This is a genomic window from Pseudomonas beijingensis (genome assembly GCF_030687295.1).
Lineage (GTDB): Bacteria > Pseudomonadota > Gammaproteobacteria > Pseudomonadales > Pseudomonadaceae > Aquipseudomonas > Aquipseudomonas beijingensis.
The window spans coordinates 289,226-307,017 of the sequence record NZ_CP117425.1 but is presented as its reverse complement, the minus strand read 5'-3'; the positions used below and the strand labels follow the sequence as shown (position 1 = coordinate 307,017).

General features: G+C 60.6%; 16 protein-coding genes and 2 pseudogenes. 13 read left to right on the top strand and 5 right to left on the bottom strand.

From position 1 onward, the window contains the following. The first annotated feature begins 252 nt into the window (after positions 1-252). From PSH84_RS01455 to PSH84_RS01440, 4 genes are all read left to right on the top strand, one after another. Positions 253-1,155: a chemotaxis protein CheV gene (locus tag PSH84_RS01455; RefSeq protein ID WP_030139917.1), complete on the top strand. Its 903-nt coding sequence runs from the start codon at positions 253-255 to the stop codon at positions 1,153-1,155. Between the two features lie 118 nt (positions 1,156-1,273). After that, entirely contained in the window at positions 1,274-1,603 is a 330-nt protein-coding gene (locus PSH84_RS01450; protein WP_122567040.1) for a hypothetical protein, read from the top strand. A 79-nt stretch (positions 1,604-1,682) separates the two neighbouring features. Continuing rightward, positions 1,683-2,432 carry a YkgJ family cysteine cluster protein gene (locus PSH84_RS01445; RefSeq protein WP_122567041.1) on the top strand — a complete coding sequence of 250 codons (750 nt, stop codon included), beginning with the start codon at positions 1,683-1,685 and terminating at the stop codon, positions 2,430-2,432. Between the two features lie 202 nt (positions 2,433-2,634). Continuing rightward, on the top strand, positions 2,635-3,606 hold the full coding sequence (locus PSH84_RS01440) for a 2-hydroxyacid dehydrogenase (protein ID WP_305482190.1): 972 nt from the start codon (positions 2,635-2,637) through the stop codon (positions 3,604-3,606). A 77-nt stretch (positions 3,607-3,683) separates the two neighbouring features. Here the strand turns inward: PSH84_RS01440 and PSH84_RS01435 are convergent, their stop codons facing one another. Next, a complete protein-coding gene (locus PSH84_RS01435; protein WP_305482188.1) occupies positions 3,684-4,586 on the bottom strand; it encodes a DMT family transporter in 903 nt (300 codons plus the stop codon). Positions 4,587-4,722: 136 nt separating this feature from the next. On the opposite strand from PSH84_RS01435, the gene PSH84_RS01430 reads away from it, so the two are divergent. Further along, positions 4,723-5,598, top strand: a complete 876-nt coding sequence (locus PSH84_RS01430) for a helix-turn-helix domain-containing protein (RefSeq protein WP_305482187.1) — start codon at positions 4,723-4,725, stop codon at positions 5,596-5,598. Between the two features lie 406 nt (positions 5,599-6,004). On the opposite strand, the gene PSH84_RS01425 is transcribed toward PSH84_RS01430, so the two are convergent. After that, a complete protein-coding gene (locus tag PSH84_RS01425) occupies positions 6,005-6,415 on the bottom strand; it encodes an HPF/RaiA family ribosome-associated protein (RefSeq protein WP_122567046.1) in 411 nt (136 codons plus the stop codon). Between the two features lie 498 nt (positions 6,416-6,913). Here PSH84_RS01425 and PSH84_RS01420 point away from each other — a divergent pair, with 498 nt between their 5' ends. Then, the gene (locus PSH84_RS01420; RefSeq protein WP_122567047.1) at positions 6,914-7,231 is read left to right on the top strand and encodes a DUF3509 domain-containing protein; all 318 of its coding nucleotides are present in this window, start codon (positions 6,914-6,916) and stop codon (positions 7,229-7,231) included. Here the strand turns inward: PSH84_RS01420 and PSH84_RS01415 are convergent. Then, positions 7,228-7,728 carry a phosphate-starvation-inducible protein PsiE gene (locus PSH84_RS01415; protein WP_053125067.1) on the bottom strand — a complete coding sequence of 167 codons (501 nt, stop codon included), beginning with the start codon at positions 7,726-7,728 and terminating at the stop codon, positions 7,228-7,230. The genes PSH84_RS01420 and PSH84_RS01415 overlap by 4 nt on opposite strands. Positions 7,729-8,049: 321 nt before the next feature. Here PSH84_RS01415 and PSH84_RS01410 point away from each other — a divergent pair, with 321 nt between their 5' ends. Then, positions 8,050-8,310, top strand: a complete 261-nt coding sequence (locus PSH84_RS01410) for a YebG family protein (protein WP_003205410.1) — start codon at positions 8,050-8,052, stop codon at positions 8,308-8,310. A 69-nt stretch (positions 8,311-8,379) separates the two neighbouring features. Here the strand turns inward: PSH84_RS01410 and PSH84_RS01405 are convergent, their stop codons facing one another. Beyond that, positions 8,380-9,771, bottom strand: coding sequence for an aminotransferase-like domain-containing protein (locus tag PSH84_RS01405; protein ID WP_060740717.1), 1,392 nt, complete (start codon positions 9,769-9,771; stop codon positions 8,380-8,382). Positions 9,772-10,112: 341 nt separating this feature from the next. Here PSH84_RS01405 and PSH84_RS01400 point away from each other — a divergent pair, with 341 nt between their 5' ends. From PSH84_RS01400 to glyA, 5 genes and pseudogenes are all read left to right on the top strand, one after another. Then, positions 10,113-11,318 carry a benzoate/H(+) symporter BenE family transporter gene (locus PSH84_RS01400; protein WP_122567048.1) on the top strand — a complete coding sequence of 402 codons (1,206 nt, stop codon included), beginning with the start codon at positions 10,113-10,115 and terminating at the stop codon, positions 11,316-11,318. After that, positions 11,315-12,487, top strand: a complete 1,173-nt coding sequence (locus PSH84_RS01395; protein WP_305482185.1) for an NAD(P)/FAD-dependent oxidoreductase — start codon at positions 11,315-11,317, stop codon at positions 12,485-12,487. The genes PSH84_RS01400 and PSH84_RS01395 overlap by 4 nt, the downstream gene beginning before the upstream one ends. Positions 12,488-12,515: 28 nt before the next feature. After that, complete coding sequence (locus tag PSH84_RS01390) at positions 12,516-12,947, top strand: Rid family detoxifying hydrolase (protein ID WP_122567050.1); 432 nt, start codon at positions 12,516-12,518, stop codon at positions 12,945-12,947. 94 nt (positions 12,948-13,041) lie between these two features. After that, positions 13,042-14,295: a threonine synthase gene (thrC, locus tag PSH84_RS01385; RefSeq protein ID WP_122567051.1), complete on the top strand. Its 1,254-nt coding sequence runs from the start codon at positions 13,042-13,044 to the stop codon at positions 14,293-14,295. Between the two features lie 11 nt (positions 14,296-14,306). Beyond that, positions 14,307-15,547, top strand: a pseudogene (glyA, locus tag PSH84_RS01380) (serine hydroxymethyltransferase). Positions 15,548-15,685: 138 nt separating this feature from the next. Here the strand turns inward: glyA and PSH84_RS01375 are convergent. Further along, the gene (locus PSH84_RS01375) at positions 15,686-16,705 is read right to left on the bottom strand and encodes a Glu/Leu/Phe/Val dehydrogenase family protein (protein WP_109754854.1); all 1,020 of its coding nucleotides are present in this window, start codon (positions 16,703-16,705) and stop codon (positions 15,686-15,688) included. A 187-nt stretch (positions 16,706-16,892) separates the two neighbouring features. Between PSH84_RS01375 and PSH84_RS01370 the strand changes: the two are divergent. After that, a pseudogene (locus PSH84_RS01370) lies at positions 16,893-17,697 on the top strand (SirB1 family protein). Positions 17,698-17,792 lie beyond the last annotated feature (95 nt).

Sequence of the window (17,792 nt, the reverse complement as noted above, 5' to 3'; positions counted from 1 at the left end):
TTTCGCCTGCGAGTATCAGACCGAACGCGCTCGACCGCTCTGGGGTTGCTACGCAACCCAACGGGGATAAATCCCCTCGCCACAGATAAATCCCCTCGCCACGGTTCGCACATTCAAAGGAGGTTGATCGAGTGATTTGGGTCGCCGATGGCTTTCGCCCTAAAGCCTGCCCCCGACAAGTCGATAACCCGATATCACAAGCTGTTCTGGCGATCTCTTTGCTCGCCCCACCTTTTTCCACAGAAGGTTTTTATGTCTTCCAACAAAGCCCGCGCAGATTCACTTTCGCTTCTGCTGTTTACCTTGCGCAGCGGCAAGCTGATGGCGATCAACCTGCTCAAGGTCAGTGAAATCATTCCCTGCCCACCGCTGACCAAGCTGCCGGAGTCCCATCCACACGTCAAAGGCATCGCCACCCTGCGCGGAACATCGTTGTCGGTGATCGACCTGAGCCGCGCCATTGGCGAGCGGCCGCTGGAAGACCCGGACGGCGGCTGCCTGATCGTCACCGACGTGAGCCGCTCCAAACAGGGTCTGCATGTACAGGCGGTGAGCAAGATCGTGCATTGCCTGACCACCGACATCAAACCGCCGCCCTACGGTTCCGGCGGTGTGCGCGCGTTCATCACCGGCGTGACCTCGGTGGACGGCACGCTGGTGCAGGTATTGGATATCGAAAAGGTCATCCATGGCATCGCACCGGCGCAGATCGAAACCGCACCGACCGAACTGAGCATGGAAGATGCCGAAGTCCTGGGCAACGCCCGGATCCTGGTGGTCGATGACAGCCAGGTGGCATTGCAGCAATCGGTGCACACCCTGCGTAACCTGGGCCTGCAATGCCACACCGCCCGCAGCGCCAAGGAAGCCATCGATTGCCTGCTGGAGCTGCAAGGTACTGCGCAGGAGATCAACCTGATCGTTTCCGATATCGAAATGTCGGAAATGGACGGCTACGCCCTCACCCGGACCCTGCGCGAAACGCCGGACTTCGCTCACCTCTACGTGTTGCTGCACACTTCCCTCGACAGCGCCATGAACAGTGAGAAAGCGCGACTGGCGGGCGCCAACGGGGTGCTCACCAAGTTCTCGTCGCCCGAATTGACCAAGTGCCTGATCACAGCGGCCAAGGCCGTCGCTGAACAAGGTCGCTGAACTCTATCCGCGTCGATGCGGGCCAAGCTCAACGAGGCTGCGATCTTCGCGGCCTCTGAACACTGTCCTGACCTCAGGCATACTCCTGCCCTGATTCCCCTGAACAAGGACATTGTTGATGAAAACCCCTACGCTGATCCTCCTCGGCCTCACTGCCGCCATGGCCTTTCAGGCCCAGGCTTCCAGCCCCGACGCCTGGGCCGCCTACGACAAAAAAGTGCTCGCCAGTTGCCTCAAGGCCAGCGGCCTGAAAGATCCCAAACCCGTCGGCACCGCCGCGCAATTCGACGACCGGGTGGGCTACACCGCTTTGTTGCTGCAAGGCCAGTACCCGCAGAAACACATGAAGGGAGCGACGGGCACCGAGCTATGCCTCTACCGCAAGAAAACCAGGACCGCCTTCGTGACCGAATGGGACTCGATCCGTCCGACCGACGCCCCTCGATGAATGGCGCATAACTTGCTTCGCACGGCTTATCGCGGCGTTTTTCTGTCGCCGCTTTCAGCCTATTGCCTTCGGTCGATCAATGAACACAACGTTTTCCTGCGTAGGGTGCGGTAAATGCTGCACGGGTCATCACGTTCCCCTGACGCTCGACGAAGCCAGGATGTGGGCGAATGACGACGGCCAGGTGATTGTCCTGGTCGAGGCCTTCCTGGCCAATGGTCTCGGTCTGCCGGTGGCGCAACGCGAACACGCCGAACGCCGTTCGGCGGTGGTCCGTAGCGGCAATTGCGAGGCCCTCGTGGCGATCACCTTCGCCGCTTATAACCCCGGCCCTTGCCATAATCTGGACGCTGACAACCTGTGCCGCATCTACGAGCGCAGGCCCTTGGTCTGCCGCATCTACCCCATGGAAATCAACCCCCACATCCCGCTCAATACCGCCGCCAAGGATTGTCCCCCGGAGTCATGGGAAACGGGGCCGCAGTTGATCGTCGGCGGTGAACTGGTGGACCAGGACCTGGCCCGGCTGATCGAGCGTTCACGCCAGGCCGATCGTGAGGAAATCGCCATCAAGGAACGCATTTGCGTGTCCCTGGGCATCCACACGACAGCGTTGAAGGGCGACGGATTCACGGCCTACCTGCCGAACATGGCTGCGTTTGCCGCCGCTATCGATCAGGCTCGCTCGCAGCCGGTGGACCAAGAGGCGGGTGAATGGCAGTTCCATCTGTCCGGTGATGACATTGCCAGCCAAGTAACGGCCAGTGGAGCAAGCGTTGTCAGCGAAGCGCCGGTCAACTACGCTTTCATTTCCTTGCGGGCCGCCTGAGCTTGTAAAGATCCCCCTGTGGGAGCGAGCTTGCTCGCGATGGCGCCAGCCCTGTCACTCTCAATTGATTGGCATACCGCTATCGCGAGCAAGCTCGCTCCCACAGGAGACTGGCGGCGCTGCGATTACACTCTCCCCTCTCGCCTAACCCGCGCCAGGAATGTTAGCGTGCTTGGTATTCCCTGCAGATGAGCCTTGCACGATGAAAAAAACCGTACTTGCCTTCAGCCGTATCACGCCGCCCATGATCGAACGCTTGCGCCAGGACTTCGACGTGATCGTGCCCAACCCGTCGAACGGCGACATCAACGCGCAGTTCAACGAAGCCTTGCCCCACGTCCACGGGCTGATCGGTGTCGGTCGCAAGCTCGGCCGCGAACAACTGCAGAACGCCACGAACCTGCAAGTGGTCTCCAGCGTGTCGGTGGGCTACGACAACTATGACCTAGCCTACTTCAATGAACGCGGGATCATGCTCACCAACACCCCGGACGTACTCACCGAAAGCACCGCCGACCTGGCCTTCGCCCTGCTGATGAGCAGCGCCCGGCGCGTGGCCGAGCTGGACGCCTGGACCAAGGCCGGGCAATGGCAAGCGACGGTTGGCCCGCAGTTGTTCGGCAGCGACGTGCATGGCAAGACCCTGGGCATCGTCGGCATGGGCAACATCGGCGCAGCCATTGCCCGACGTGGCCGGCTGGGGTTCAACATGCCGATCCTCTACAGCGGCAACAGCCGCAAGACCGAGCTGGAAAACCAGTTGGGCGCACAATTCCGAGAATTGGACCAGTTGCTGGCCGAAGCCGACTTCGTCTGCCTCGTTGTGCCGTTGAGCGAGAAAACCCGCCACCTGATCGGTCAACGTGAACTGGGCCTGATGAAGTCAAGCGCCATCCTGGTCAACATTTCCCGTGGCCCTGTGGTAGACGAACCAGCGCTGATCGAAGCCCTGCAAAACAACCGCATCCGCGGTGCCGGGCTGGATGTCTACGAGAAAGAGCCACTGGCCGAATCGCCGCTGTTCCAGCTGAAAAACGCCGTCACACTGCCCCATATCGGTTCCGCCACCCACGAAACCCGTGAGGCCATGGCCAATCTTGCTGTGGATAACTTGCGCAGTGCCTTGTTGGGCGAGCGACCGCAGAACCTGGTCAACCCGCAAGCCTGGAAATAACCCGCAGATACCACGAGAAATACGCCGTGGGGAGGGAGCTTGCTCCCTCGCCACGGGGGTTCGCTAGACGTTGTGTCTCAGCGAGCACCCAGCGCGACTTTCGCTGCCACTGGCCGGGGCTTGCGAAACACCAGTACGTTCCCCAGCATCACCAGCACCAACCCCACCAATGCCGGCGCCGTCCACTGGTAGCCCTCGACAAACGCCGAGACATTCAACGCCACCACCGGGAACAATACGGTGCAATACGCCGCCCGCTCCGGCCCCATGCGCCCCACCAGTGTCAGGTAGGCGGTGAAGCCGATCACCGAACCCGGGATCACCAGGTACAACAACGAGCCGATGTAGCGCGTGTTCCATTCCATGTCGAACGGGATGCCTTTGACCGCACACCACACCGCCAACATCGCTGCGCCATAAGCCATGCCCCAGGCATTGGTGGTCAGCGGCTTGAGGCCGGCTTTCTGTTGCAGGCTCGACAGCATGTTGCCTGCCGAGAAACACAACGTCCCCAACAGCGCCAGCGCCAAGCCAAGCAAAGTTTGCGGACTCGCGCTGTGGCCGGCCAGTTCCGGCCAGAACAGCAGCGCCAACCCCGAAAGCCCCAGGGCGCCACCCAACAGTACGTTACGTGCAATCCGCTGACCGAAGAACACGCGAGCATTGAAGGCGTTCCAGAGCGTGGCGGTGGAAAACACCACGGCGACCAAGCCACTGGGAATCCATTGGCTGGCGGTCAGGAAGCACATGAAGTTGATGCAGAACAGACACAGGCCCTGGGCAACGCAAATCAAATGGCCGCGCCGGTTCATCACCTGCAAGCGCCGGCGGAGCAAGAGCATCGCAAACAGGATCAACGCCGCAAGGCCAAAGCGATAAACGATCGAAACCGGGATGGCGACCACACCCAGTTGCAATTTCAGGGCAATCCAAGTGGTGCCCCAGATGAGCACGGTAAGCAGGTACAACGAGAGGTTCATGACGGCGACTCCTGGCAATGGCTCCCAGTGTCATGCCGATGCTTGTCCGTCGCTTGCGTAAACTTGCGGTTTTTATGAGCGATGGGCTGGCAGGGAGCGGTCTACGGAGTAGGATGCAAGCGTTGGAGAACCAATCATGTCCACACTGCAAAGCCTGCAAGTCTTTCAAGCCCTCAACAGCTCGCCCAACGCTCGCCTGGAGCACAGCGCCGAGCTCGGAGACGGCTTGGCGGCCGCTTTGTGGAGCAATCATCACGACGCCCAGGACTATGAGGGGCCGACTCACCATACGTTGTCCTGCTACATCGCCGGCGGCACCGGTACGTTTCGCCGCGAGCGACCCGATACCACGGGGGCGCCGGGCAAACTCTGCGTACTGCCCGCCGGGCATGAATCGGCCTGGGTCATCAACGGCGACATTCGCCTTGCCCACCTGTATTTCAGCCCTGAACAATTCGCCCTGGGTTGCATCACGTTGCTGGACCGCGAGCCCCGGCAGGTGCAACTGCACGAGGAGACCTTTCTCGACGACCCGCAACAGGCACAACGCTTTCGCCAGTTGATCGCGCTGAACTGGGACGAACCCGCTGAACGCCTGCTGACCACCAGCCTGGCCCATGACCTGCTCAACCACCTGCTGCTCAGCCAGGTCGGCCAGCGCCAGGGGCTTCGCCTCAAGGGCGGCCTGGCGGCTCACCAGCGGCGGTTGCTGGTGGATTACGTCGACAGCCACTTGGCCGAGGCCATTAGCCTCGGGCAACTGGCGGCACTGTGTGCATTGTCCGAATACCACTTCGCGCGGATGTTTCGCGAAAGCTTCGGGCTGCCGCCGCATCAATATGTGCTGGCACGACGGCTTGCCCTGGCGCGGCATCTGTTGCGTAGCACTTCGCAACCGTTGGGCGACGTGGCACTGGCCTGCGGATTTGCCAGCGCCAGTCACTTCACCCATCGTTTTCGCCAGGCCCTGGGCGCGACGCCCGGAGAGTATCGGCAGGCGTTTTTGCGCTAGCCCCGGCTATCGCCATCGCGAGCAAGCTCGCTCCCACAGGGGTTCTGTGCTGAACATAAAATTCATCCACTGAAGATCCAGTGTGGGAGCGAGCTTGCTCGCGATGACGCCGGCACATTCAACATCCATGCAAGCCGACCCACCGCTATCGCGAGCAAGCTCGCTCCCACAGGGGTTCTGTGCTGAACATAAAATTCAATCCACTGAAGATCCAGTGTGGGAGCGAGCTTGCTCGCGATGACGCCAGCACACTCAACATCCATGCAAGCCGACCCACCGCTATCGCGAGCAGGCTCGCTCCCACATTGATTGCTCTTCACCAGATAAACGGGTCACATACAAAAGCAAAACGGGCCTGCAATTGCAGGCCCGTTTTTTTTCGGTAGGAATTGAAATGAACAAGGCTTCAGCCGTGAAGCGAGGCCCGTTCGTTCTCCAGGAATTCTTCTTCCAGCATGGCATCAGCCACGGCCATCGAGTCGGTCGGACCGTTGGTCACGGCACGCTTGCCGCGCAGTTTGCCGAACAAATGCTCCAGGGCATTTTCAAGTTTGGTGGCCGCGCCTTCGATCGCCAGTTCCAGCGAATCGGCCTTGTGGGTCACGGAAATCGGCTGATGGCCCTTTGGCCGTGCTTCAAGCTGGCAACGCAGGTCATGAGGACCCGGCTTGTCGCCGTTCTCGTCCCGCAGATGAACCTCGACCCGTGTCAGGTCCTCTTCGTAACGTTCGAGCGTGCTTTCGATGGTAGTACGTACCCACTCCTCCAGTCGGATGCTGCTTTGAATATGGTTATCGCTGTTGACTTGGATTTGCATAGTTCATCCCTTATTTCAGCTAGCTCGCCGGGGGCCGTCGACGTTGATGCAACGACCCCTTGAATACAGAGTCGGGCTGGCGGAGGAACAATTCAACCCCTGGGAAAAGATAAATATTCATATGCAAATAAAGCCGGACAACGGGCAAAAGCACTGTTAATGTCGGGAGTTGCCCCGCCCTGCCCACCCTCCGCAAATTGCCTCCCCTCCTGCACCGTCAACGAACATCCGCACGTTATTGCCCCGAAACGGGCAGCCGCATTCCAGAGCGTTCGGCGCTTGGGCACCGGGATCATTGTCCGACGGTTTTTCCGGCATGCCACTTGCTAACTCCCTGTAGGAGCTGCCGCAGGCTGCGATCTTTGATTTTTGAAGTCTGCCTGGTCCCAGGAATCTCGAGATGAACACGATCATGGAATGGCCGATGGTCCGGTGTTGCGAACTAATCCCGATCACGGCCGGTCAACAACTGCACGTTCAATCAGGCGGTGACGCATCATGGACAACCCTTTTCAGATCATTACCGACGCTTTTGCGCCGCACTATCAGATCAACCTGAGTATCCAGGGCCTGGATGGCAGCATCATGCTGACCCTGTCCAAGAGCGGGCGCATCGTCGCCAAACGCATGATCAGCGCCCAGCAACGCAACGACCCGGAGCGGCTCAAGCGCCTGGTGCAAAGCATTCAGTTCGGCATCGCCATCGAGCAGGGCCACAGCGCTGTGGCCATCCTCGAAGCCATGACCGGCGGCGACAACATCAAGTTGCCGCCACCGCATGCACAGGGTGTGGCACCTTCTGCCGCTGGCCTTTAAATCTCGCCTTTCTCCACTTCGGCATGTTCGCTTGAACCCGCGCCGACCTTGCGGTGCGGGTGCTCGATCTTCACCGAGGGGAACTGCGACGACGCATAGCGCACCACCAGGATCGAAAACGCCAGCAGCAGGATGCCACCGCACAGGTAGATGATCCCCAGGTCGGGCGGGCTGTGGTGGGAAACGTTGGAAATCAACAGCCGCGTCAGCGCAGTGATCGCCACGTAGATCAGAAACCGCACCGGCATGTGGTTGGTTTTGAAGTAGATCCCGACCATCGCCCCCAATTCCAGGTAGATGAACAGCAGCAGGATGTCATCGATCTTGATGTGCCCCGCCTCGAGCATCTGCAAGAACTCCATCACCGCGGCCCACGCGGTCACCGCACCGATGGCGAACAGCGCCAGGTAGTGGAAGGTCTCGACGAACAGGTTTCCCAGGGACTCGGCCAGTTGATGGACGTTCTGCCGCAGATTCTCGGCCCAGTTGATTTTCACGATGTAGTTTCCTTAGGTCGACTCGACCGGATGATGCGGGTTGGACGTGACGGTTGTTCTGCATGCAGAAAAAAGGCCAGCGACTGAGGGTGAGATGGCGATAGGCTGGTATGCGGCACTTTTGGGGCTTCATGCGGCCGGATCGCGAGCAAGCTTTGCTCCCACACAAGCTTTGCCCACATTAGCTTCGCGCTCACATGCCGAAATCGGTCTACATTAAAAAGCCACTATCCAAAGCAACAGGATTCGCTTATTCTTTTGCCTGTATATAAATACAGTAGCCGCAAAGACAAACCAATGTGAAGGCATGTGAGGTGGTGAATGGCCGTCGAAGTGGTATACCGCAGCAGCCGAGATCTGGAGCGCTTGTTCATGGATAAAGCCGAAGCTGACCGTCATGACAAAATGCTGGAACTCGCCGAATTGCTGGCTGAAGTGTTGCAAAAAGCCGTTCCATCGCTGAGCGAGCAACAGGTCGAGGAAGCCGGGATCTACATGGCGAAGAATCGGGATGTGTTCGCCAAGGCATTCAAGAGCCAGCCGGACGCCTTGTCCGAACTGCTCAACCCGTCGGACGAGTAACCAAAAAGATCGCAGCCTTCGGCAGCGCCTACACCGCGTAGGAGCTGCCGAAGGCTGCGATCTTTTTTTTCAATAATAACGACGTGGGTCCGAATCGATCAGGCTCGCCAGCTTGGTCAGGGCGAAGCGCAGTTCGTCCTGGCTGGTGGGCGACATCAATACCAACCGCACGCACCGGGTGGTCCCTGAACGCTCGGCCTGGAACTGGGTGCCGCTGAGCACCAATACGCCGTTGGCCCGGGCGAGCATGGTGAATTCGTCGCTGGTCCATGGCTCGGGCAGCGTCAACCAGACGTGATAGGAATACGGCTGGGTCTTGAGCTCGAAATTGGCGAAAATTTCCCGGGCGATCGCTTGTCGCCCCGCCGCCTCGTTGCGCTGGATGCGGATCAGTTTCTTGTCCAGGCCTTCGGTAATCACATTGCTGGCCAGTTGCGCAGTCAACGGCGACGGCATCCAGACACTGCTGCGGACCATCGAAGTCAGGCGTGACAGCAATTTCGGTGGACTGTAGATATAACCGATGCGAAGCGCCGGCATGACTGACTTCGACAGGCTGGTCAGGTACACCGAACGATCCGGCGCAAAGGCCGACAACGGCTTGATCGACGGATCGGTAGCCAGGAAGCCATAGATGTCATCGTCCAGGATGATGAAGTCGAATTCCTCGGCCAGCGCGGCAATCTGGGCCCGACGTTTCTGCGACATGATCGCCGCCGTCGGGTTCTGGCAGGTCGCCACGCACACCAGCATCGCCGGCTTCTCTCGCAGGCACAGTTCGCGCAAGGCTTCAGGGATGATGCCTTCGTCATCCATCGGCACGCCGCGCAGGCGACGCTCAAGGCCGTGAGCCAGGGAAATGATACCGGGGTAGCAGAGCGCCTCGCAAAGCACCAGGTCACCGGCGTTGGTCAGGGCGCTCATCGCAACCATCAAGCCGTGCTGGGCCCCGGCGGTAATCACCACTTGCTGCCATTGCGCGTCGGGCAATGAATGACGCAACCATTGCGCCCCCGCCTCACGATGGGCCGGGTGACCGCCGTCCGGCGCGTAATCCAGCGCGCGCGCGAAGTCGGTGCTTTTCGCCATGCCCACCAGCGCGCCGCGCAACCAGTACTCCAGGGTCTCGCTGTAGGGCTTGATGATCGAAAGGTCGAGCAGTTCGGATTGCCCCAGGTTCAGCGGCGCGGCGGCGCTGTTGCTGGCCGGCAGTTCCAGCTGCTTCTGGTTGAGCACATAAGTGCCACGCCCCACTTCTCCCTGCACCAACCGACGCCGATGGGCTTCGCTATAGGCACGGCTGATGGTGCCTGGCGTGACATTCAAGGTGGTGGCCAGCTCCCGCAAGGTCGGCAAGCGATCGCCCTCGTTCAGCACGCCGTTGTTGATATCGCGCGCCAACGCATCGGCAATCGACAAATACATCGGCTGGCTGAACTCGCTTAGCTGGGGAACCCACATGAATGATCACTGCCCATCGTAGAAATGATGAATATCCGAGCATATCACATGGAGGTTAGGCAACTAATAATTCGACACATACGATTCATTGAGTCGATTGATACGATTTTTGAATTGTTTATCAATGTGGATTCAAGAAATCTTACAACAAATAATAATTATAAAAATCAATATATTAACCATCAAATATCCTAAAAATGCTCCGTAATAGCAGAAAAATATCTCGTAACAATCCCGCCACCTATTGAATCAACTCAATCCATTCAAATACACTGATTCCGAATCGAAGCAATCGACTCAATCATCCACTGCGCGCTCCTGCCGCGCCAAGTCGAGACATCATGGACACACTCAGAAAGGATCTATCCCTGTCAGCGATCATCGCGGGCTTCATCGCCGTGATCATTTCCTACGCCGGCCCGCTCATCATCGTGTTCCAGGCAGCCAAGGAAGCGCACCTGCCCGATGACGTGGTGTCTTCGTGGATCTGGGCCATTTCCATCGGCAGTGGGATTACCGGCCTGCTCCTGAGCTGGCGCCTGCGTGCCCCCGTCATCACCGCGTGGTCGACACCGGGGGCGGCGTTGCTGGTGTCGATGCTGCCTACCGTGACCCTGCCCCAAGCCATTGGTGCCTATGTAGTGGCATCGGTGATCATCGCCCTGGTCGGTTTGTCCGGGGCGTTCGACAAGCTGATGAGCCGCCTGCCCAAGGCCATTGCCGCCGCCATGCTCGCCGGCATCCTGTTCCGCTTTGGTGCCGAGCTGTTCACGTCGATCAAGCTGCAGCCGGCATTGGTGCTGGCGATGATCGCGGCGTACCTGGCCTTCAAGCGCTTTTCGCCACGCTACGCGATCCTGTCGGTGCTGATCGTCGGTTGCGCGGTGGCCGCCTCGTTCGGTGAGCTCAACAGCAGCTCGATCACCATCGCCGTGGCCCACCCGGTCTTCGTCGCCCCTGAATGGAACTGGCACGCAATCATCAACATCGGCCTGCCACTGGCGCTGGTGACACTGACCGGCCAGTACGTGCCAGGCATGGCCGTGTTGCGCACCTCGGGCTACAACACGCCAGCGCGCTCGATCATTTCAGTCACCGCAATTGGCTCGGTCCTGATGGCCCCGTTCGGTTCCCACGGTTTTAACCTGGCGGCCATTACCGCAGCGATCTGCACTGGTCGCGAAGCCCACGAGGACCGCGACAAACGCTACATGGCCGGGATAGCCTGCGGGGTGTTCTACATTCTGATGGGCACCTTTGGCGCGACCCTGGCCTCGGTGTTTTCCGCCCTGCCAAAAGAATTGATCGCTTCCCTCGCCGGCCTCGCCTTGTTTGGCGCGATCAGTGCCGGGCTGACCGGCGCCATGGCGGATGAGAAGCAGCGGGAAGCAGCACTGATCACCTTCCTGGTGACGGCCTCGGGCATGAGTTTCCTCGGCCTGGCCGCCGCGTTCTGGGGGCTGATTTTTGGTCTCGTGGCGCACTTCGTGCTGACCTACACCCGGGAAAGCAAAGCCGCCGCTATCGCCGAGGGCAGCCGACCATGATCGCTCGTTACGACTTCATCGTGGTCGGTGGCGGCATCGCCGGCGTCTCAGCCGCTTATGAGCTGGCGACCCATGGCAGCGTCTGCCTGCTCGAACAGGAACAGCAACTGGCCTACCACACCACGGGGCGTTCGGCCGCGATCTCGATGGAAAGCTACGGCAACCAGCAGATCCGCTCGCTGACCTGTGCGTCCCGACGCTTTTTCGAGAACCCGCCCGAGGGCTTGGCCGAGCATCCGCTATGGGCGCCGCGGGGCGCACTGATCGTGGCCCAGGCGGCACGGGTGGACAAACTCAAAGCACGTTTCAACGCCGTGCTGGAGCAAGTGCCCACGGCCGAGTTGCTTGATGACAAGCAAGTACAGGAACTGGTCCCCTACCTCGCCGAAGGCGCCTGGAGCGCCGGGATCTACGAGCCCAGCGCCTTCGACCTGGATGTGCATGGCATTCATAGCGCTTACCTGAGTGGCCTGCGTGCCCGTGGTGGCGTGGTCAAGCGCGAGACCGAAGTACTGCGTGGCGAGCGTCGCGACGGGTACTGGCGCTTGCACACCCGGGACGGCCAGCAACTGCAAAGCGCCATTGTGGTCAACGCCGCCGGTGCCTGGACCGATGAGTTTGCCGAGCGCTGTGGCGTGCCCAAAGTCGGTGTCCGACCGTTGCGGCGCACCGTGCTGGCGGTCGATCCACAGTGCGACGTGCACCACACGCCCTACCTGGGCACGGTGGACGAGGACATTTTCATCAAGCCTGAAGCTGGGCGACTGATCGTCTCCCCCTGCGATGAAAGCCCGTCGTTGCCCTGCGACGCGCTGCCGGAAGAGCTTGACCTGGCCATCACCATGGATCGCCTGCAAAACACTACGCGCCTGCGCCCCCGCTCGATCATCAATAAATGGGCCGGTCTGCGCACCTTCGTCGCCGACCGCTCGCCGGTGCTCGGCCAGGACCCGCAGCAAGAGAGCTTTATCTGGCTTGCGGCCCTGGGTGGCTACGGCATCCAGGCCGCACCCGCCATTGCACGCCTGTGCAGTCATGCGGCGCTGGGCATCGCCATGCCGGCCGACCTGGCGGCGCTGCAACTCAACTACCAGCACTTTTCCCCGGCCCGTTGCCGCGACGAGGAATTTTCCAGCCTGGCTGTCAAGCAGGTTGCCGATTTGCACTAACCCCATCCACTTAACAAGGAACGTCACCATGCAAACCACCGCTCAAATCCAGCCGGCCGCCAAACCTTTCCTGGGCGAAGAGAACGTCATTTTCACCGACAAGGCGCCACTGCCGCTGGGCACCTATTCCCAGGGCATCAAGGTCAGCCACGGGCAAACCATCTACCTGTCGGCACAGACCCCGGTCTCGGCGCTGAACAACGAAGTGCTGGCCAAGGATTTTGAAGGCCAACTGCGCCAGACCCTCGACAACCTGGTGCAAATGGCCGAAGCGGCAGGCGGCACCCTGGCGAACGTGGTCAAGGTCACGGCGTTCATTACCGACCTGAGTGAGTTCCCGACCCTCAATCGCGTCATGGAGGAGTACTTCACCAAGCCCTACCCGGCCCGCACCACCGCCGGCGCCAGCGCGCTGGCACGCCATACCCTGGTCGCCATCGACGCCATCATGGTGATCTGAAACACCTTCTGTCAGCGGAGTGCCCGTCGGTCCGGTGAGCCGGACCGACGTTGGCAAGGAAAGCACCAGCACAGCGTACTTTCAGAGGGTGACCATGAAAAATTCGTACAGAGAGTATGTATTGCAGTGCCTGGTTTGCGATCGAAGCTACCAGCCCCATGAGGTCAGCTACTACTGCCCTCATTGTAAAGTCGATGGTGCACTGGACGCGCTTTACGATTACCCGACGCTCAAGCGCGAATGGTCCCGGGACAGCCTGGCCCATAACCATGCCCGTGGCATGTGGCGCTATGACCGCTTGATGCCGTTGAGCTCGACGCAATTCATTCCACCATTACTGGTGGGCAACACGCCGCTGTACTCGCGCCCGGAACTGCTCGGCAAAGGTGCCCGGATCAAAGTCTTCGTAAAAGACGAGTCGCGGCAACCGACCGGGTCATTGAAGGATCGCGCCAGCGCCCTGGCCGTGGCCCACGCCATGCAATCCGGTGCCCGCACCGTGGCGGTGGCCAGCACCGGCAATGCCGCTTCGGCACTGGCCGGGATGAGCGCCAGCCTGGGCTTGCACAACGTCATCTATCTGCCCAGGAGCGCGCCCCGCGAAAAGCTCGCGCAGATGCAGGGCTACGGCGCCGAGATCGTGCTGGTCGACGGACAATACGACGAAGCCTTCGAACAATGCCTCAACGCCTGCGAAAAACACGGCTGGTACAACCGCACCACCGGAATCAACTCGTACATGAGCGAAGGCAAGAAGACCGTCGCCTTCGAAATGTGCGAGCAGCTCAACTGGCAAGTGCCGGACCTGGTGTTCGTGCCCGTCGGCAACGGCTGCATCCTGGGTTCGGTCTACAAAGGCTTTTTCGACTTGCTGCAATTGGGCTGGATCGAACGCATCCCACGCCTGATCGGCGTGCAGGCCGAACACAGCAACTTCATGTACCGCGCCTGGCGCTACGATCGCTCGATGCAGCAAACCGAACGCGTGCCACCTACCAGCCTGGCCAGCAGCATCAACGTGGCGTTGCCGCGTGATCGCCTCAAAGCCATGCGTGCGGTGACCGCCAGCGACGGCGAGTTCATTTGCGTCAGCGACCCGAGCATTGTCGCCGCCGCCTCCCGATTGGCCGCCAGCACCGGCGTGTTTCCGGAAGCCGGCGCCGCCAGCGCCTTCGCCGGCCTGCTCCAGTACGCGCAAACACACCCCGACACCCCGCAAACCGCCGTGATCCTGATCACCGGCAGCGGTTTGAAAGACACCTCCATTTTTCTATCCGATTCGTCCAAAAGCCAGCCACGGGTGTTGCCGCACCACGTGACTGCGTCACCGGCCGAAGCGCTTATCTAAGGAATCACACCATGAGCCTGCAAAATTTCGACCCCACCATTGCCCGCCTGATCGACCGCGAGCGCAACCGCCAGGAAACTCACCTGGAGTTGATCGCGTCGGAAAACTACGTCAGCGAAGAGGTGCTCCAGGCCCAGGGCTCCGTGCTCACCAACAAGTACGCCGAAGGCTATCCGGGCAAGCGTTACTACGGCGGCTGCAAGGTCGTCGATGAAATCGAGAACCTGGCCATCGAACGCGCACGCAAACTGTTCAACTGCGAATACGTCAACGTGCAGCCGCACTCCGGCTCCCAGGCCAATCAGGCGGTTTTCCTGGCGGTACTGGAACCCGGTGACACGATTCTGGGCATGTCCCTGGCCCACGGCGGCCACTTGACCCACGGCGCCTCGGTAAATTTTTCCGGTAAAATCTACCGGGCCTTTTCCTATGGCCTGGACGCAGAAACCGAAACCCTCGACTACGAAGAAATGGAAGCCCTGGCCCGGGAACACCGGCCGAAGATGATCATCGCCGGGGCCTCGGCCTATTCGCGGACCATCGACTTCCAACGCTTTCGCAAGGTCTGCGATGAAATCGGCGCCTACCTGATGGTGGACATGGCGCACTACGCCGGGTTGATCGCTGCCGGCGTATACCCCTCGCCGGTGGGCATCGCCGACTTCATCACCTCCACCACCCACAAGACCCCTGCGCGGCCCCCGCGGCGGCTTGATCCTGGCCAAGGCGCAATACGCCGCCCTGCTCGACAAGACGATTTTCCCGGTGTACCAGGGCGGCCCGCTGATGCATGTCATCGCCGCCAAGGCCGTGGCCTTCAACGAAGCCTTGGGCGACGGGTTCAAGCATTACCAGCAGCGGGTGATCGACAACGCCCGGGTCATGGCCGACATCCTGACCCGGCGCGGCTTGCGGGTGGTGTCCGGCGGTACCGACTGCCACATGTTCCTGCTCGACCTGCGTTCGATGAAATATCACCGGCAAAGACGCCGAAGCGCTGCTGGAAAGTGCCCATATCACGTTGAACAAAAACGCGATCCCCAATGACCCGCAGAAACCGGCGATCACCAGCGGCATTCGCATCGGCACACCAGCGCTGACCACACGTGGCTTTGGCGAAGCGGAATGTGCCGAAGTGGCGAACCTGATCGCCGACCTGCTGGAACAGCCGGACAACGCCGCACGCCTGGATAACACCCGGCGCCGGGTGATGCATTTGTGCGAGTGCTTTCCGGTGTACCTGTTGAGGTAATGGCAGCTGTGGGAGCAAAGCTTGCTCGCGATGAACGATGACTCGGTCAGCCTGAACAGCCGCGGCACCTGCATCGCGGGCAAGCCTTGCTCCCACAGATAGGCAGCTTCACTGCTACCCATTACTTCCTTTTGATTTTCAGCGGTACAGCAGGCGCTCCGCCAGCTCATCGGCCACCCGGGCCGGTGAGCGTTTTTCCGCCTGGGCGTGGGCGAAGACTTCCGTAAGCCGCGCACCGATCTTCGACAAATGCGCGGTGATCGTCGACAGTTCTTCGCCGCGATGCTTGAGGGCGACGTAGATCAGCCCGCCGGAGTTGATCACATAGTCCGGCGCATAGAGAATCCCGCGCCTCTCCAACTGGTCGGCCACTTGCAGGTTGCTCAACTGATTGTGGGCCGAGCCGGCAACGGCCGAGCAGCGCAGTTGCGCCACGCTGTGGCTGTTGAGTACCCCGCCCAGGCCGCAGGGGGCAAGGATGTCGCAGGGGGTACTGAGTAGCGCGTCGTTGGCGATCGGATGGGCGCCCAATTGCTCCATGGCCAGTTGCACCTTACCCGGATCGATATCGCTGACCAGCAATTCGGCACCCGCCGCGTGCAGTTGTTCGGCCAGGGCATAACCGACATTGCCCAAGCCCTGGATCGCCACCCGCAGGCTTTCGAGGTTATCGCTCCCCAGGCGGGCCATGGCGGTGGCACGGATGCCGGCGAAGACGCCCATTGCCGCGTGGGGCGCGGGATCTCCCGAGGCCGTGGTGCTGGTGACGTGGCGGGTCTGCTGAGCGATGCAATCCATGTCGGCCACCGACGTGCCGCTGTCGATGGCGGTGATGTAGCGCCCGTCCAATTGCTCAATGCAACGGCCAAAGGCTTCGAACAGCGCCGCCCGACTCTCGACATGGGCCGGTCGCATGATCACCGCCACCCCACCGCCCACAGGCAAACCGGCCAGCGCCGCCTTGTAGCTCATGCCTTGGGCCAGGCGCACGGCGTCAGCCACGGCACTTTCGTCGTCGGGGTAGGCAAGATAACGACAGCCTCCCAGGGCGGGCCCGGGACGGCTGCAATGAATGGCAATCACCGCCTTCAACCCGGTCGTCGGGTCTACGCTTAGGTGCAGCGATTCAAGGCGGGAGCTTTGCATGAGAGCAAACATCGTAAGGCTCCCGAATCACTTTTGTTTGTTTCGCCAGTATAGGCGTGCAGTCGAAAATTGCTGGAGCACGCCGGAATAAGTCGCCAGGGTGGTCAGTCTTTTTCGGCATAACCTGTCACAGCCCATGTCCGAGACTGGACGAAAATCCATGGCAGGGCTAAAACGGGAGCATAGCCCGGAGAGTTTGATGAAACCGCGCCAAGCCTTTTTTGACTGTCTGCACCGCTCACCGCCGGCGCTGTTCGAAGCGGCGTTGTGGATCGCTGCCGAACATGATCGCGACGTCGACGTCCCGGCCTTGCTGAAGGATTTCAAGGAGCTGCAACAGCAGGTCAGCCATGACCTGCCGATGCTGCCTGTCAGCGAACTGGGCCAGCCCCTGTTGCGACGGCTCAATGACCTGGGCTTCGCCCAGGACGACTTCACGCCCCTGCGACCGCGAGCGGCGCTACTGGATAAAGTCCTGGCCCGCAAAACGCGGGCAGCCCCTGGCCCTTGGACTGATTGCCCTGGAATTGGCCCGGGGCCTGGAAATTCCGATGGTCGGTGTCAATTTTCCCGGGCATTTCCTGTTGAAGGTGCCCGGCGCCGATCACCTGCTCGATCCGTGCGGTGGGCGCCGGCTGTACCCCAATGACTGCCGGGAACTGCTGCAACGCCAATACGGCGCGAACATGTCGCTCAAGGCGGAGCACCTGGTCAACGCCGAGCCGACGCAGATCCTGCAGCGCCTGTCGCGCAACCTGCGCCAACTGCATCTGGCGAATGACGATTACATCGCGGCACTGATAGACGCCGAACGGGTGCTGGAACTGGGCAACGCCAGCGCCGCCGATTACCTGGCGCGCGCCAGCCTGTATCAGCGACTCGATTGCCCCAACGCCGAACGCTTCGACCTGGAACATGCGCTGATGCTCAGTGAAGATCCGATCCAGCGAATCCGGCTGACGGAGCGGCTGGGGCATTTGCCGCCGAATTCGGTTGTGCATTGAGCGGTTGCAAGCGTGCAGATTCAGGTTGCTTGTTGAATCGCTATCGCGAGCAAGCTCGCTCCCACATTGGATCTGCGGCGAACATCAACAGTGAG